Below are 14,956 nucleotides of genomic sequence, written 5' to 3'. Positions count from 1 at the left end.
CCATGAATTTGAATGAGCCCATCAACGCCCATCGCGTCGGCACGGCCGTCGGCAACTATCGCTGGACCATCTGCGCGATGTTGTTCTTTGCCACTACCGTCAACTACCTCGACCGCCAAGTCCTCAGCCTTCTGGCGCCGCAGTTGTCGACGCAATTTGGCTGGAGCAACACGGACTACGCCAACATCGCGGCGGTGTTCCAGTTTGTCTACGCGATTTCCATGCTGTTTGCCGGACGCTTTGTCGACAAGATCGGCACCAAGGCCGCCTACGTGGTGGCGATTGGCATTTGGTCCACCGGCGCCATCCTGCATGCGTTCTCGGTGCCGATGGGTGAGGGCATCGCTGCGGTGAGCGGCGCTATCGGCCTGGCGGTGATTCCGGTGTCGATTGCCGGTTTCATGCTGTCGCGCGCCGTGCTGGCGATTGGCGAGGCGGGCAACTTCCCCATCGCGATCAAGGCCACTGCCGAATACTTCCCGAAAAAAGAACGCTCGCTGGCCACCGGTATCTTCAACTCCGGCGCTAACGTGGGGGCGATCCTGGCGCCGATCTGCGTGCCCTTGATTGCCGGCATCTGGGGCTGGGAAGCGGCCTTTATGGTCATCGGCATGTTGGGCTTTGTCTGGGTGGCGGTGTGGGCGGCGGTTTACGAAAAACCGGAGCAGCAAAAACGCTTGTCGGCCGAAGAGCTGGCTTACATCCGTAGCGACCAGACGGTGCAGCCGTTCACGCCAGAACCTGCGGGTGCTGTTGCGAAAAAAGTCTCGTGGTTCAAACTGCTGACCTACCGCCAGACCTGGGCATTTGCCTTCGGCAAGTTCATGACTGACGGCGTGTGGTGGTTCTTCCTGTTCTGGCTGCCCACTTACCTGTCGGCGCAATACGGCATGAAAGGCGCGGACATCGTGATGCCGCTGGCCGTGCTGTACAGCATGACCATGGTCGGCAGTATCGGCGGCGGCTGGTTCCCCAGCTACTTCATGGCCCGTGGCGATGCACCCTACGACGGGCGCATGAAAGCCATGCTGGTGATCGCGCTGTTCCCGCTGGTGGTGTTGCTGGCGCAGCCCTTTGGCTACCTGAGCTTCTGGGTGCCGGTGCTGCTGATCGGTGTGGGCGCCTCGGCGCACCAAGCGTGGTCGTGCAACATCTTCACTACGGTGTCCGATATGTTCCCGCAAAAAACCGTCGCCTCGGTGGTTGGCATCGGCGGCATGGCCGGGGGCTTGGGCGGTGTGGTGATGACCAAGATCGGTGGCTGGGTGTTCGACTACTACAAGTCCATCAACGACATCCACACCGGCTACATGATCATGTTTGCGATCTGTGCCCTGGCCTACCTGGTGGCGTGGAGCGTGATGAAGGCGCTGGTGCCGCGCCATAAAGAAATCACTGACCTCTAACCGCGCAAACGCCCGCGCTGGCGACAGCGCGGGAACGCCTTACAGCTCGCGGGCCCAGGTTTCACTGATCAACGATTTGCCGAAGCTCACCGTCGCTTCTTGGTCTACCAGGCGGAACCCGGCTTTCTGATACAGCTTGCGCGCATCGGTCAGCGCGTCGACCGTCCACAACAGCATGCTTTTGTAACCGGCATTGCGCGCAAAACGCAGGCATTCTTCCACCAGCCGCTGACCGATGCCCATGCCCCGCGCACTGGCGTCCACGTAGAGCATGCGCAGCTTGGCGGTGGTTTCGTCATGGCGCACCACGAAGATTGACCCCACCACTTCACCGTCCTTTTCGGCGATCCAGCAGCGCTCGGCGCTCGGGTCGAATTCGCGCAAATACTTGGCGACAATCTCCGACACCAACGCTTCAAACTCCCAATTCCAGTGGTACTCACGCGCATACAGCGCCGATTGCTGTTGCACCACCCGGCCCATGTCGCCGGGCTGCGGATCGCGCAGCAGGTAACCTGGCGTGCCGCCTTGCAACAGTGTCTGGATACGCTGCATCGACGCCGTGAGTTGCTGCTGTTGCTGCTCGGGCAAGGCTTCGAGCAAGGCGATGACTTCCTGTTGGGTCTGGTTTTCCAGCGGCGCCAGCACTGATCGACCGAGGTCGCTGAGGTGCAGTTGCACCGCACGCGCATCGGTGACGGAGCGCACTTTCTGGACCAGACCTTTCTTTTCGAAGCCGCTGATCAGCCGGCTCAGGTAGCCCGCATCAAGGCCGAGCATCTGGCACAGGTCGGCGCTGGTCAGGTCGCCACGGGAGGAGAGTTCGTACATCACGCGGATTTCGGTCAGCGAGAAATCGCTTTGCAGCAAGTGTTCCTGCAGCACGCCGATCTGATGGGTGTAAAAACGGTTGAAACCACGAATGATCGCGGCGCGTTCGACAAGGGTCGTGGTCATGGCAGTGCTCGGTTGGTTGCCTTAAGCAAATATATAGTTGCCTAAGGCAATCAGGTCAACCGTTTTAACGCCCGACGATGGCTCTTCGCTGCTTTCACCAGACAGCCAGGCCGTGACACTCAAAGGTCTCGATGGGTGCAAGTGAGCCGATGCTGTGGGTCATCCTCGGCGCTCCCGTCAGTGTCGGGCGTTGCGGCGGGCTTTGTGCCTGTCAGGATAATACGCACCGCCATGACCACGCCGATCAGCACCGCCGCGAGGCCGGTGGCTTCCATCCAAGAAGGGCCGCGACCGTGGAACCACAGGCCGAGCAGGGTCGCGAAGAGCGATTCGAGGGCAATCAATTGGCCGCTGAGCACCATCGGCAGTCGTCGGGTGGCAGCATTCCAGGCCCAGGCGCCGACCACCGTGGACATCAGCGCGATGATCAGGCTCCAGGCATACAGTGCACCGGCCTGGGCGAAGCCAAATCCCAGGGTTGGCAGGCGCAGCAGGTTGAATACACAGAGCAACGGCAGCAGGCAAAGGGCAGTGCCGCCGGCCCCCACCAGCATCAACGCGGTCCAGAGGCCGGTGGCGGTTGCCGGAAGGGTTGTCAGGTGTTTTTGATTGATCACGCTGAATCCCAGCCACAAGGCAACGGCACTGAACGAAAAAAACACACCGGCCAGCCACGAAACGGTACTCAACGCCGGTTGGTGCAGGCTGCTGATGTTCGACAGCAAAAGCCCCAGCGTCAGGCACGCTAAAGGCGCCGCCAGCCGGCCCCACGCCATGGTCTTGTTCCGGGCATTGCCAACCAGGGCCAGTAGCACTGGCACCATGCCGACACACGCGGGCGTCAATACCGGGCCGCCCAACATCACGCCTGCGCCGATGCACACGCCGTACGCCAGGCAACCTGCCGCGCCAAGCGCTGCGGCCAGCCAGCATTGCCTTGGGCTGAGCCATTTCAGTTGGGCCCGGCACAGGATCACTCCGCCCACGCCCAGCACGCCGACACCCAGAAACCGTACGGCCATCAGGTCATAGAGGCTGTAGTCACCAGTGACATAAGGGGCGATGAAGTTCAGCGCCCAGCCCAATGTGGCGACACCCGCGAGCAGCACGCCGACAAAAACAGAGGTTCGTAGTGAGGTCATCCGAGGCATCCGTGAAGTCATGGATGAATGGTGCACACCCGCCGGGCTGTGCTACAAACGAGTTCTCGGCCCCGGATGCATAACCTCAGATTATGAATACGCTTGGTAAAAACCTGCCGCCGCTCGCCAGCCTGCTACCGTTTGAAGCGGCAGCCCGCCTGGAGAGTTTCTCCAAGGCGGCGGATGAACTGCACATCACCCAGGCGGCGGTCAGCCGGCAAATTCGTGGGCTGGAAGACAACCTCGGGGTGAAGCTGTTCTATCGACGTAATCGTGCGGTTTTCCTGACCCAGGAAGGGCGTGAATTGGGCCAGGTGGTCAGCCAGGCGCTGCACAGCATCAGTGACGGCGCCGCGGGTTTGCGTGCGTCCACGGCGCAGCGCCGTGTGGTGCTGCTCTGCCAGCTCTGCGAGGCGTTTTATTGGCTGATGCCACGTCTGTCGACGTTTCACCAGCAATACCCGCACATCGAAATCCAGGTGGTGACCTCGACCCGGCCCCTCACGGAGTTCAAGGACCACTTCGACGTGGCCCTGCAAAGTACCCGACGCCCCAGTGGCGCCCACCCGTTGATGCTCACCGCCTCTGACGAGGTATTTCCGGTCTGCAGTCCTGCGTACCTGAACGCTGAACACCCCTTGCCACTCACCGAATTGCACGCCCATACGTTTTTGCACCACAGCGCCGCGCCACCGCATTTGATGGAGTGGGACGAGTGGTTGCAGGCATTCGGTCAGGTCTTGGCCGCGGATGCGCGTGGCGCCACCTTCGATAGCTACCCGTTGATGTTGCAGGCCGCTGTGGAAGGGCACGGTATCGCCATGGGCTGGCGTCGCACCGCCAGCCGTTTGATTGAAAGTGGGGCGCTGGTAAGACCCTGCGCCGAGAGCGTGCAGCTACCCGAGGCGATTTCGGTCTACAGGCAGCAAGGCGCAGGCCCGCGCAGCGAAGTTGCGGCGCTGCTGGCCTGGCTTGAAATGCAATTGCACGGTGAGGGCTGACAGGGGCGAATCGCCCCTGTCATGCACGGGCTAGCGATTACGTGTTACGCGCCAAATGGTATTGGCCAGGTCATCGGCAATGATCAGCGCACCTTTGGGGTCCACCGTCACACCCACTGGGCGCCCACGTGTCTTGCCGTCATCGCCACGAAAACCGGTGGCAAAATCAATCGGTTCACCCGCCGGTTTGCCATTGCTGAAGGGCACGAAGATCACTTTGTAGCCCACCGGGTTATCGCGGTTCCAGCTGCCGTGCTCGCCGACAAACGCACCGTCGGCGAATTTCTCACCCATCGCAGGGCTGGAAAAGTCCACACCCAACGCTGCAACGTGGGAGCCCAGGCTGTAATCGGGCTTGATGGCGGCGGCGACTTTCGCCGGGTTCTGCGGTTGCGCGCGCGGGTCGACGTTCTGGCCCCAGTAGCTGTAGGGCCAGCCATAGAAGGCGCCTTCACGCACCGAGGTCAGGTAGTCGGGCACCAGGTCCGGGCCGAGTTCATCGCGCTCGTTGGCCACCGCCCACAATTGCCCGGAGCCGGGTTGAATCGTGAGCGCGGTCGGGTTGCGAATGCCGGTGGCGTAGGGTTTGTGCGCGCCGGTGGCGGCATCGATTTGCCAGACCATCGCCCGGTCGATTTCCACTTCCATGCCGCGCTCGGTGATGTTGCTGTTGGAGCCGATGCCCACGTACAGCTGGCGCCCGTCCTCACTCACCGCCAGCGACTTGGTCCAGTGATGGTTGATCTGCGCCGGCAGGTCGGTGATTTTGGTCGGCGGGCCACTGGCTTTGGTCTGGCCGTCGGCGTAGTCAAAGCGCACCAGCGCGTCCTGGTTGGCGACGTAGAGTTTGCCGTCGGCGTAGGCCAGGCCATAAGGCGCATTGAGGTTGTCGGCAAATACCGTTTTCAATTCATAGGTGCCGTCACCGTCGGCGTCGCGCAGCAGCGTCAAGCGGTTGCCGCCCTTGACCTTGGTGTTGCCCTCGGCCTTGATCACGCTGGCGATCACGTCCTTGGGCTTGAGCTTGGCCGCGCTGCCGCCACGGCCTTCGGCGACGAGGATGTCGCCGTTGGGCAATACCAGGGTCTGGCGCGGGATAGCCAGGTCGGTGGCAATGGCGGTAACGCTGTAGCCTTCGGGCACCTTGGGTTTCTGCTCGCCCCAGGGCGCGGGCTCGGCAATTTTCATGCTCGGCAACAGGCTGCTTTGTTGCTCGGGCAATTTCGGGTCGGGGCCGCGGGCCTGGGTTTTGTCGCCTTCGCCACCACAGGCGGTCAGCAACAGGGCGGCGCTCAATACGCTCAGGGTGTGGAATGGTTTCATTGGGCAACTCCCGAGCGCAGGTTAGTCAGGCCGATCCACGTTGCGGCGATGGCCAGCACCGTGACGATCACCGACAGGATCAGGCCGCCAGGCATCATCGCGTAGGCGTCCTTGGCGTGCTGAAAGGCGTTGACCAGTCCCAGCACCCAGGTCGCCAGCAGCAGCAGGAAATAAGCCGCTGGGCGCCCGGCCTTGCGTTCGGCGCGCAGCAGGTTGAACAGCGCAAACAACAGCGCAAAGCCACTGAACACCAGCGCGCCGGCGATCAGCCAGGACGCAAAGTTGGCCCACTGGATCTGGTAGGTTTGGCCGTAGGCAATGTCACTGAGCAAGGCACCCAAAAACAATGGCACGGCGCCGGCCAGCAAGATCGAGTGCAGCGGGCCAGGTCTGACGGTGGGATAGGCGGGGAGGGTAGTCATGCGGTGGCGGCTCCTTATCGTTCAGCACCCTGGGATCAGGGCACGGTGACTTCGCATAGGAAAGGAGCCTGGCATTTGTAAGAAAGTTCAGTGGGGCTTCGTGTCGAGATGTTTTTCAAACCACGCCGCATACGGCGTATTGGCCACCCGGTAACGGTTGTAGTCCGGGCTGCCATCACGCCACCACACCGGGCCACGCTCACCGAGTGCGACCTTGGCCTGCTGCACCTGCTGGCGAGCCGCCCGCAATTGGCTGGCGTCGCCGCTGGCCTTGGCCGACTTGACGGCGCGGCGCGCGTCCATCAAAGCGTTGACCCAGCGCTGTCGCGTGGCTTCATCCAGCTCGGGGTTGGTGCAACGCCACAGCTGACCCTTGACCACAAAGTAGCGCCCGTCGGGGGTGCTAAGCATGGTGCCAGCGCAGGACGCGCAACAGGCCCCACGTCATGGAAAACACAATTGCCATCCAGCCGGCAAACAGGCTGCAGAGTGTCATTGCAAGGTTCATCATCACCTCCATTGCGTTATCGTTCCTTATAGGTGACCGCCAGGTGAAACCGGGATTCAACTTGATTCACGCACGACGCGGGTTGAATGAACCCTTAGCGGCGCCATGCGCCTAACATTCTGTTGCCCTCACGCTCACTCATTACCTGGCCTTTCCATGACCCATCCTCGCATCGGCTTTGCCTGCCAGTACAAGCACCCTGAACGCCTGCCGTCAGCCAGTGCGCTCAAGTTAATCGAAGGCCCCTACAACCCGCGTACCACCACTTTGCGCTGGATGGAGAGCGTCGAACCTCAGGTCGCGCGCAGCAAATTGGTCGAGGTGGTGACCCACAACCTCGCAGCGCAATTGCGCCTGCTGACGTATGTCGCCGAGCTGCCTGCGACGCTGCGCATGCTGCGCTTGAGCAGTGACCTGCTGCCGTTTTACAGCCACCCGAAAGTGGCGGATGTCTACAAAGACCCGGCCCTTGTGCGTCAGTTGAGCGAGGGGTTCGCCGCCATCGGCGACCTGGCTCGCGCCTCGGATATCCGTTTGTCCTTTCACCCTGGGCAATATTGCGTGCTGGGCTCGGACAATCCCGGCGTGGTGGAAAACAGCGTGGCCGAGTTCGAATACCACGCCGACATGATCCGCATGATGGGCTACGGCCGCCGCTTTCAGGACCTCAAGTGCAACGTCCACATCGCCGGCCGCTTGGGCGTTGAAGGCACCCGCGCGGTGTGGTCACGCTTGTCCGAGGTGGCGCGTAACTGCATCACCTTTGAAAACGACGAAAAAACCTACGGCCTGGACCACTGTCTGCAAGTCGCCGACCTGGCCCCGGTGGTGCTGGACATTCATCACTGCTGGATCAACGAAGACGAATACATCGACCCCGATTCGCCACGGGTTGCCCGCGTTATCGAAAGCTGGCGCGGCGTACGCCCGACGATGCATTACTCCCAGCCCCAGGAAAGCCTGCAAGCGCTGGGGTTTGACGCCGAGCACAAGCTGGAAATGGACGCGCTCCTGAAGGTGGTCGCCAAGCGCGATCTGTACGCCCACAGCGCGCAAATGTGGAACTGCTGGACCAATGACTACGCGCTGCAGTTTCTCGAGCGCTTCGACATCATGCTGGAAGCCAAAGACAAGAACGTCGCGGCGCTGGCATTTTATGAGTATTGGCAGCGTCGTTCGGCGTGAAAAATGGCATGCTGCGTGGCCCGACATAACGAACCGTTCCATGCCAACCCTGCATCTGTTGTGCGGCAAGATTGCCTCCGGCAAATCCACCCTGGCTCAAACCCTGGCCGCCGAGCACGCCGCCCTGGTGCTCAGCGAAGACCAGTGGCTGGCGCAGCTCTATCCGGGTGAGATTCTGTCGATTGCCGATTACCTGCGCTGCGCCCAGCGTGTTCGCGCGGTGGTGGGGCCGTTGGTGATCAAACTGCTGCAATCAGGCATCAATATGGTGCTCGATTTCCCGGCGAACACACTGGCCAACCGTGAATGGTTGCTGGGCCTGGCGCAAGCGGCTCAAGCGGCGCACCGCCTGCATTACCTGGAACTGGACGACGCCACCTGCCGCGCCCGCTTGCATGCGCGCAATGCTCAGGGCGAGCATGATTTTGCCGCCACGGACGCCGAGTTCGACCTGATCACGCGCCATTTCTGTGTGCCCAGTGAGTCGGAAGGCTTGGTGATTGAGGTGCATCGCCCATGAGCGCGCCTCCAGGTATCGATGCCAATGGCTGTGTGCTGACCATTGCCAATGCGCCCATTCAAACTCAATTCCAACCGCTGCTGGCCGACGTGTGCGAGTCTCTGGCAGGCGCAGGGCTGGGCTTGCACAGCCTTTACCTCTACGGCAGCGTCGCGAGGGGCGATGCCAGCCCAGGCGAGTCCGACCTTGATGTGACGCTGGTGCTGACTAATCCGCCGGATGCGCACGTACTCGAGGCGTTGGAGCAGCTGCGCCAGGCCCTGGAGCAACGGCACGAGGTGGTGAGCAAGATCGACTTCGACATCGGCCACCGCGCCGCGGTGCTGGCGCCCGAGAACCGCAACCGCTGGGGCTTCTGGCTCAAGCACCATTGCCGTTGCGTGTGGGGCGATGATCTGTCGCTGCGCTTCGAGCCGTTTCGGCCCTCACGTGACATCGCCTTGGCGCTCAATGGTGACTTCGAGCCGGTGTTGAGCGGTTACCTCACACGCATCGAACACGCCAGCTCGCCACCCGAGCGACTTCGCCTGCAACGCGAAGCGGCGCGCAAGTTGATTCGGGCGACGCACACGTTGCGCGCGGCGGACGCGTCAGGCTGGCCGCAAACCCTGGAAGAGCATGTGGCTTTGTTCGTGCAGCATTACCCGTCGATGCGTGTCCAGATCGCCTACTTCCTGTTTGAGGCGCGTAACCCGAGTGCCGAATGCGCGGCGTTTTCCGCGCGCCTGCAGGCCTTTGTCAGCTGGATGGTTTCACCGCAGGCTAGATAGGTATATTGGCGCTGAGCCTATGATGAACTTTCGCCTGATTCGCCACCTCTGGCTGTTCCTTGCCGTTGCCGAAGAACAGCATTTCGGCCGCGCAGCCAAGCGTCCATGGCGTGCGGCTGGCGCCGATTGCCCGGTGCGGGCACTTCCCGATGTATTCCAACCCGGCGGCGATGTGGCACCAGATTGCAGACTTCCAGCGCCGCACGCTTTAGGACTTGAAGCGTCCCACCAAGGCGTTCAACTCATCCGACAAACCTGCCAATCGCCCCGAATCATCCTGGGCTGAGTTGGCCAGGCTTTCGACCAATCGCGCCTCGTCGTAAATCTGCTGGATGTGCCGGTTGATCTCTTCGGCGACGCTGTGTTGCTCCTCGGCGGCGGCGGAAATTTGCAGGTTCTGGTCGCGGATTTCATTCACCGACAGCTGAATGCCCTCAAAGCTGTCTCGCGCGCTTTCAATCGACGACACGCTGGCGCGTGACAGGTCCAGGCAACTGCTCATCTTTTGCGTGACTTCCTCGGTCTTGCTGCCCAGGGTGCCGAGCAGTTGCTCGATCTCGCCAGTGGAGTCCGAAGTGCGCTTGGCCAACGCGCGTACCTCATCGGCCACCACGGCAAATCCTCGGCCTTGATCACCGGCGCGGGCCGCTTCGATCGCCGCGTTGAGCGCGAGCAGGTTGGTCTGTTCGGCGATGGCGCGAATGGTGCCGAGGATCTGGTTGATGCTTCGGCTGCCGGCTTCCAGCTCGACCATCGCCTGGGACGATTCGGTCAGGCGGCGGCCCAGTCGATTGACGTTATCGGTGGTGACTTCGATCTGTTGCTTGCCCTCGGCCACGCGGCGATGGCCGTTCTCGGCAGACTCGGCAGCGCCACTGCAGGAGCGCGCGACCTCGTTGGCGGTGGCGACCATTTCGTTGAACGCAGTGGACACCAGTTCCACTGCCTCACGCTGGCGCCCAGCGGCGTCGTTCATGTTGTGCGCCACCTGGCTGTTGACCCGTGACGCGTCCTGCAAGTTGGTCGAGGCCGCGCCGATATGCTGGATCAGCTGACGGATAGCGGCGAGAAACTTGTTGAACCAGCCAGCCAGTTCGGCGGTTTCATCCTTGCCCTGCACCTGCAATTCATGGCGCAGATCGCCTTCGCCTTGGGCAATGGACTGCAAACCGGTGCTGACCTGGCCGATCGGTTTGACGATCACCTTGGAAAACGCCGCTGCAATCAGCCCGAAGATCAACACCAGCACCGCCACAATGGCTGCGGTCAGGTACGTCATGCGCGTGGCAGCCGCCATCACCTCGTTGTATTCGATCAGCCCGACGTAGCGCCAGCCGAGGCCGGGCGAGGTCCAGACGTTGGCCATGTAGCGCACGCCGTCGATGACCACCTCGGTGGAACCCTGGGCCGTTTCGGCCAGATGCGCGTAAGGCGCGCCGAGCGCTTTGAGCGGCTTGAAGTTGTGCGCGGCATCGCGCGGGTCGACCAGCACCACGCCGTCTTCGATCAGCATCACGTAGCCGCTTTCACCCAGCTTGATACTCTTGAGCAATTCGGTGAGGTTCTTCAGCGACACACTCACCACGAACACGCCCTTGGCCTTGCCGGTGGTGTCCAGCAGCGCGCGTGCGGTGCCCACCAGGGCCACGTCATCCTTGTCGTAATAGTAAGCGGGGGTGCGCACGGTTTTGTTGGGGCTGGCCATCGCGGCCTTGTACCAGGGGCGGGTACGAGGGTCGTACTGGGACAGTTGCGGGTCATCGGGCCATTTGGCGTAGGTGCCGTCTTCCAGGCCGATGGACAAAATGGCCGCCGAAGGGTGGGTGGCGCCGAAGCGCGCGAATTGGTCGATGACCTGCTGAGCCTGGGCCGGCAGCGGTTGGCTGGCCGCATTGGCAGGCCGGTAATCCTTGAGCGTGTTCAGCGAAGTGTATACAGGATCAGCGGACATCTGATCGACGTTTTGCAAGGTGCCATCGAAGAATTGCCGGATGTTGCCATCGATCTGGCGTATTTCACGGGTGCTGCCGTCGATGAATTGCTCCACCGCCTGGGTTCGTGTGTTCATCACGCAGATCAGCGCGACCAGGCTGACCGGGATAAAGGCCACGGAGACGAACGCGAGTACCAGCTTATTTTTTATCTTCATCGAGACGACCATCGGCAGGGAGGGCGACCAAATCATCGTCTCTATCAGCGAGACGGCGATTTGCTATCACTGCTTGTTTCGGCTCGGAGGCGGTAAATCTTTAGAAATATTTTGTGTACAACAAAAATAGCTTTTGTTCTGGGATTGCGAGCGGCAGCGCCCGCTCACTCGATTGATGGCGCGGTAGCTATCTGCTGGCCGCGCCCGGCGGGGGGCGCACGCGAATGGGCGGCCCCGGTGCGCGGCTCGAAATCGGCGAACGCAGCCCGCTGGTGGTGGAAATCGTGGAAGCACGCCGGTGTGCCGGGCCTGACGTTCACGAATCGTCACGGCGTGACGTTACCCTGGTGACCCTTGCCCGTGGGGTGTCAGCGTAGACCTTTGGTGGCCCGTATCGAATCGTTCTTGATGTCCTCGGCGAATTTACGCATCAGGCGTACCAGGTTTTCGAAATCGCCTTCCTCCCAGGTCGAGAAGATCGACACGCCCATGCGCTCGCGGGCGTCATCCACGCGGTCGGTCATGGCCTTGCCTTTTTCGGTGATGACTGACTCGCGTACACGCCGGTCCACGGCGCTTTCCTTGCGCAGGATCAGGCCAAGACTTTCCAGTTTCGCCACTTGGCGGCTCACGGTGGTGTAGTCGCGGCCCACGCGGTCGGCCAGTTCGACCACGCCAATCGGACCCAACCGTTCAACCAGCACCAGCAGCGGAAACAGCGCGCGGTCCAGGGAAATCCCGGCCTCGCGCACCATTGCTTCGTCACGCTGGGGGCGGTTCATCACCCCAACGATCTCCACGAGCGAGCCGTGCAAGTCACGCAGTTGTGCGCTCATATGTGCGTTTTGCACGCTTTTTGTTGACACTGTGTTTCTCCGTCATAATATGTGCGTATTGCACATATAGGTGATCCGTATGAACAAGCGATGCGCTGTCGATGTAGTGATTTGCGGTGCCGGTGCGGCCGGCCTGACCCTGGCGATCGACTTGGCGCGACGGGGTATCACGTTCCGCCTGGTCGAGAAAAACGCCGAGCCTTTTCACGGCTCGCGTGGCAAGGGCATTCAGCCGCGGTCACAGGAAATTTTCGAAGACCTCGGGATTCTGGATCGCCTGTTCGCTGTGGGTGGAGTCTATCCGACTGAGCGGCGCTACCGCGACGATGGCAGCTACACCGATGCCGATTCCATCGAGCGCAACGCCTCGACGGCGGCCGAGCCGTATCAACAACCGTTGATGGTGCCGCAATTTCTGACCGAGCGCGTGATGCGCGAACGCCTGCTCGAGCTAGGGCACCGGCCGGAGTTTGGTTGCGAACTGGTGGGATTCGAGCAGGATGACGAGGGCGTCAGCGTACAGCTGGCCAGCGCGGCAGGTACGCAATCGGTGCGCGCGCGCTGGCTGGTGGGCGCCGATGGCGGCCGCAGTTTTGTGCGTCACGCTCTTGAAATCGGCTTTCCGGGTAAGACGCTGGGCGCGCGTGCGCTGGTCGCCGATGTGCAGTTGTCAGGGCTTAGGCGCGACTGCTGGCACCGCTTCGGCGAAGGCGATCTGCTACGGCAGGTCGCCGTGTGCCCTCTGGCGGGCACCGAGCTGTTCCAGATTCAGGCGCCGATTGCGCTCCAGGCTCAGGTCGACCTCAGCGCACAAGGGCTGACGGCCTTCATCGCAAAGCGTACCGGGCGCGATGACATCCAAGTGCACGCCGTGTCCTGGGCGTCGGCCTACAGCATGAATGCCCGCTTGGCCGATCACTACCGCTTCGGGCAGGTGTTTTTGGTCGGCGACGCTGCGCACATTCATCCACCCACCGGCGGCCAGGGGCTTAATACCAGCGTGCAGGATGCCTACAACCTGGGCTGGAAACTGGCGGCTGTGGCCAACGGTGCACCTGAAACGCTGCTCGACACTTATGAACAAGAGCGGCGCCCGATAGCCGCTGCGGTGCTGGGCTTGTCGACCCAGTTGCTCCAGGGCATGCAACGCGGCGACATGCGCCGGGGCAGGGAAGTGCATCAACTCGACCTGGGCTACCCGCAATCGTCACTCGCGCTGGGGCACGCCGAACGCGTCGGCAACCGTGCGCCGGATGCGGGGCTTCGCGGCGCCGGCGGGCAATCACTGCGCCTGTTTGATCTGTTCAAGGGGCCGCATTGGACGCTGTTGGGATACGGCGTTGCACCCGGCTTGGTGTCGCCTCGGGCCGGGCTGCATATCCACCTCATCGGCGCACACGGTGAGCTAATCGATGACCAAGGGCAGTTTCAAGACGCTTATGAACTGGCGCCTGGCGAGTGGGTGCTGGTGCGTCCGGATGGCTATATCGGCGCGATTGTTTCGTCAGGCAGTGTCGAATCCTTGGAGGCGTACTTGTTGCAGGTCGGGCTATCGCCGGTGCTGCTGGAAAAGGCTTGCTGACCGCCGCGGGTTATCGACGCTTGAGGATGGCTTGCAGGGCGGCGATGTTGCCGCCTGCCTGAACCGCCGCCAAGGCCAGTGCTTGGTCAGTTCGTAGAATGGCTGCATTGCACTGTCCATCGGAGTCACTCCTCAGTCGGCATGGCGTGCGCCCGTTCGGTTGCTGGGCTGACAGGGTTAGCCCGGCCAATGTTTGCATGGATGCGTCTGTTTCACATAGCCTGCTGCTTTCTTCCCCGCGTCATTAAGGACAATGCATGCCGCTGATTTCACACCGCGTAGAACGGGCCCGCAAGGGTGCCAACGACAAGGTTATCTGCCGCATGGCCTCGGGTTGGGCAGTCATGGGCGACGTACAGTTTTTGCCAGGTTACTGCCTGCTGCTGCCCGATCCCGTGGTCGCCAGCCTCAATGACCTGGACGCCAACGCGCGCGCTACGTACCTGCTCGACATGGCGCGCATCGGCGATGCCCTGTTGGCCGCCACCGATGCGTTGCGCATTAATTACGAGATTCTGGGAAACTCGGAACCGCAGTTGCACAGCCATATTTTCCCTCGCTACTCCACGGAGCCGGACGACAAGCGCACGATGCCCGTATGGTTCTACGACTGGAAAACGGCACCGCCTTACGCTGAAGAGCAGCACGGTGACCTGCGCAAGAAGCTCGCGCAGTTGCTGACCTCCACACTGGACGCAGGATGATGATGCAAAGAAATAAGCTGGTCCCGGAATTGATGGTCACTGACCTGAATGCCAGTCTCGAATTCTGGGTGTCATGGGTAGGCTTTAACGTGGCTTACCAACGCTTGGACGAAGGGTTTGCCTACCTTGACCTCAACGGCGCGCAGGTGATGCTCGAGCAAATCGACCCGCGCGCCAATCAATGGCAAACGGCGGCATTGGACCTGCCGTTGGGGCGCGGTATGAATCTGCAGATTGATGTCGCGGCGGTAGGTCCGGTGATTGAGCGGCTGGATGCTGCGGCGTATCCCGTGTTCAAGCCCTGCAAGGATGTTTGGTACAGGGCCGGTGAGGTCGAGGTCGGGCAGCGTGAGTTTCTTGTACAGGACCCGGACGGCTATTTGGTCAGGCTGGTCGAACGACTTGGCGAAAGGGCACGCCGGCTCGATGACGGGGTGCCCACATAGCGCGT

16 protein-coding genes and 2 pseudogenes are annotated in these 14,956 nt (G+C 61.7%); 10 read left to right on the top strand and 8 right to left on the bottom strand.

The features are described from left to right. Window positions 1-2 precede the first annotated feature (2 nt). Window positions 3-1,406, top strand: coding sequence for an MFS transporter (locus NTD89_RS29090; protein ID WP_262210987.1), 1,404 nt, complete (start codon window positions 3-5; stop codon window positions 1,404-1,406). Window positions 1,407-1,445: 39 nt separating this feature from the next. On the opposite strand, the gene NTD89_RS29085 is transcribed toward NTD89_RS29090, so the two are convergent. Together NTD89_RS29085 and NTD89_RS29080 are read right to left on the bottom strand one after the other, a co-directional pair. Beyond that, window positions 1,446-2,363, bottom strand: a complete 918-nt coding sequence (locus tag NTD89_RS29085) for a helix-turn-helix domain-containing GNAT family N-acetyltransferase (protein WP_262210986.1) — start codon at window positions 2,361-2,363, stop codon at window positions 1,446-1,448. A 119-nt stretch (window positions 2,364-2,482) separates the two neighbouring features. After that, a complete protein-coding gene (locus NTD89_RS29080; RefSeq protein ID WP_262210985.1) occupies window positions 2,483-3,505 on the bottom strand; it encodes an EamA/RhaT family transporter in 1,023 nt (340 codons plus the stop codon). A 92-nt stretch (window positions 3,506-3,597) separates the two neighbouring features. On the opposite strand from NTD89_RS29080, the gene NTD89_RS29075 reads away from it, so the two are divergent. Next, complete coding sequence (locus tag NTD89_RS29075; protein WP_262210984.1) at window positions 3,598-4,506, top strand: LysR substrate-binding domain-containing protein; 909 nt, start codon at window positions 3,598-3,600, stop codon at window positions 4,504-4,506. 30 nt (window positions 4,507-4,536) lie between these two features. On the opposite strand, the gene NTD89_RS29070 is transcribed toward NTD89_RS29075, so the two are convergent. The 3 genes from NTD89_RS29070 to NTD89_RS29060 form a co-directional block, all read right to left on the bottom strand. Next, complete coding sequence (locus NTD89_RS29070) at window positions 4,537-5,829, bottom strand: PQQ-dependent sugar dehydrogenase (protein ID WP_242198212.1); 1,293 nt, start codon at window positions 5,827-5,829, stop codon at window positions 4,537-4,539. Then, complete coding sequence (locus NTD89_RS29065; protein ID WP_262210983.1) at window positions 5,826-6,251, bottom strand: DUF2231 domain-containing protein; 426 nt, start codon at window positions 6,249-6,251, stop codon at window positions 5,826-5,828. The genes NTD89_RS29070 and NTD89_RS29065 overlap by 4 nt, the downstream gene beginning before the upstream one ends. 87 nt (window positions 6,252-6,338) lie before the next feature. Beyond that, complete coding sequence (locus NTD89_RS29060) at window positions 6,339-6,662, bottom strand: hypothetical protein (RefSeq protein ID WP_262210982.1); 324 nt, start codon at window positions 6,660-6,662, stop codon at window positions 6,339-6,341. Between the two features lie 253 nt (window positions 6,663-6,915). Here NTD89_RS29060 and uvsE point away from each other — a divergent pair, with 253 nt between their 5' ends. From uvsE to NTD89_RS29040, 4 genes and pseudogenes are all read left to right on the top strand, one after another. After that, window positions 6,916-7,944, top strand: coding sequence for a UV DNA damage repair endonuclease UvsE (gene uvsE / locus NTD89_RS29055; RefSeq protein ID WP_262210981.1), 1,029 nt, complete (start codon window positions 6,916-6,918; stop codon window positions 7,942-7,944). A gap of 40 nt (window positions 7,945-7,984) precedes the next feature. Beyond that, window positions 7,985-8,464: an AAA family ATPase gene (locus NTD89_RS29050; RefSeq protein ID WP_262210980.1), complete on the top strand. Its 480-nt coding sequence runs from the start codon at window positions 7,985-7,987 to the stop codon at window positions 8,462-8,464. Next, a complete protein-coding gene (locus NTD89_RS29045) occupies window positions 8,461-9,234 on the top strand; it encodes a nucleotidyltransferase domain-containing protein (RefSeq protein WP_262210979.1) in 774 nt (257 codons plus the stop codon). The genes NTD89_RS29050 and NTD89_RS29045 overlap by 4 nt, the downstream gene beginning before the upstream one ends. A 107-nt stretch (window positions 9,235-9,341) precedes the next feature. Next, window positions 9,342-9,446, top strand: a pseudogene (locus NTD89_RS29040) (alpha/beta hydrolase); the annotation flags it as partial. On the opposite strand, the gene NTD89_RS29675 reads toward NTD89_RS29040, so the two are convergent. Both NTD89_RS29675 and NTD89_RS29670 read right to left on the bottom strand, forming a co-directional pair. Beyond that, window positions 9,443-10,210: a methyl-accepting chemotaxis protein gene (locus NTD89_RS29675; protein ID WP_370004774.1), complete on the bottom strand. Its 768-nt coding sequence runs from the start codon at window positions 10,208-10,210 to the stop codon at window positions 9,443-9,445. The pseudogene NTD89_RS29040 and the gene NTD89_RS29675 overlap by 4 nt on opposite strands. A gap of 87 nt (window positions 10,211-10,297) precedes the next feature. Beyond that, window positions 10,298-11,302 (bottom strand): annotated as a pseudogene (locus NTD89_RS29670) (cache domain-containing protein); the annotation flags it as partial. A 305-nt stretch (window positions 11,303-11,607) separates the two neighbouring features. Between NTD89_RS29670 and NTD89_RS29030 the strand changes: the two are divergent. Then, window positions 11,608-11,760 carry a hypothetical protein gene (locus tag NTD89_RS29030; protein WP_262210978.1) on the top strand — a complete coding sequence of 51 codons (153 nt, stop codon included), beginning with the start codon at window positions 11,608-11,610 and terminating at the stop codon, window positions 11,758-11,760. Here the strand turns inward: NTD89_RS29030 and NTD89_RS29025 are convergent. Beyond that, window positions 11,752-12,219: a MarR family winged helix-turn-helix transcriptional regulator gene (locus NTD89_RS29025; protein WP_262210977.1), complete on the bottom strand. Its 468-nt coding sequence runs from the start codon at window positions 12,217-12,219 to the stop codon at window positions 11,752-11,754. The two genes, NTD89_RS29030 and NTD89_RS29025, sit on opposite strands and share 9 nt — an antisense overlap. Before the next feature lie 79 nt (window positions 12,220-12,298). On the opposite strand from NTD89_RS29025, the gene NTD89_RS29020 reads away from it, so the two are divergent. From NTD89_RS29020 to NTD89_RS29010, 3 genes are all read left to right on the top strand, one after another. After that, window positions 12,299-13,801, top strand: coding sequence for an FAD-dependent oxidoreductase (locus tag NTD89_RS29020; protein WP_262210976.1), 1,503 nt, complete (start codon window positions 12,299-12,301; stop codon window positions 13,799-13,801). Between the two features lie 257 nt (window positions 13,802-14,058). Beyond that, window positions 14,059-14,505, top strand: a complete 447-nt coding sequence (locus NTD89_RS29015) for an HIT family protein (RefSeq protein WP_262210975.1) — start codon at window positions 14,059-14,061, stop codon at window positions 14,503-14,505. Continuing rightward, complete coding sequence (locus NTD89_RS29010) at window positions 14,505-14,951, top strand: bleomycin resistance protein (RefSeq protein ID WP_262211053.1); 447 nt, start codon at window positions 14,505-14,507, stop codon at window positions 14,949-14,951. The genes NTD89_RS29015 and NTD89_RS29010 overlap by 1 nt, the downstream gene beginning before the upstream one ends. Window positions 14,952-14,956 lie beyond the last annotated feature (5 nt).

It is taken from the genome of Pseudomonas sp. 14P_5.3_Bac1 (assembly GCF_025466135.1).
Classification (GTDB): domain Bacteria; phylum Pseudomonadota; class Gammaproteobacteria; order Pseudomonadales; family Pseudomonadaceae; genus Aquipseudomonas.
This window is presented reverse-complemented; position numbering and strand designations above follow the sequence as displayed.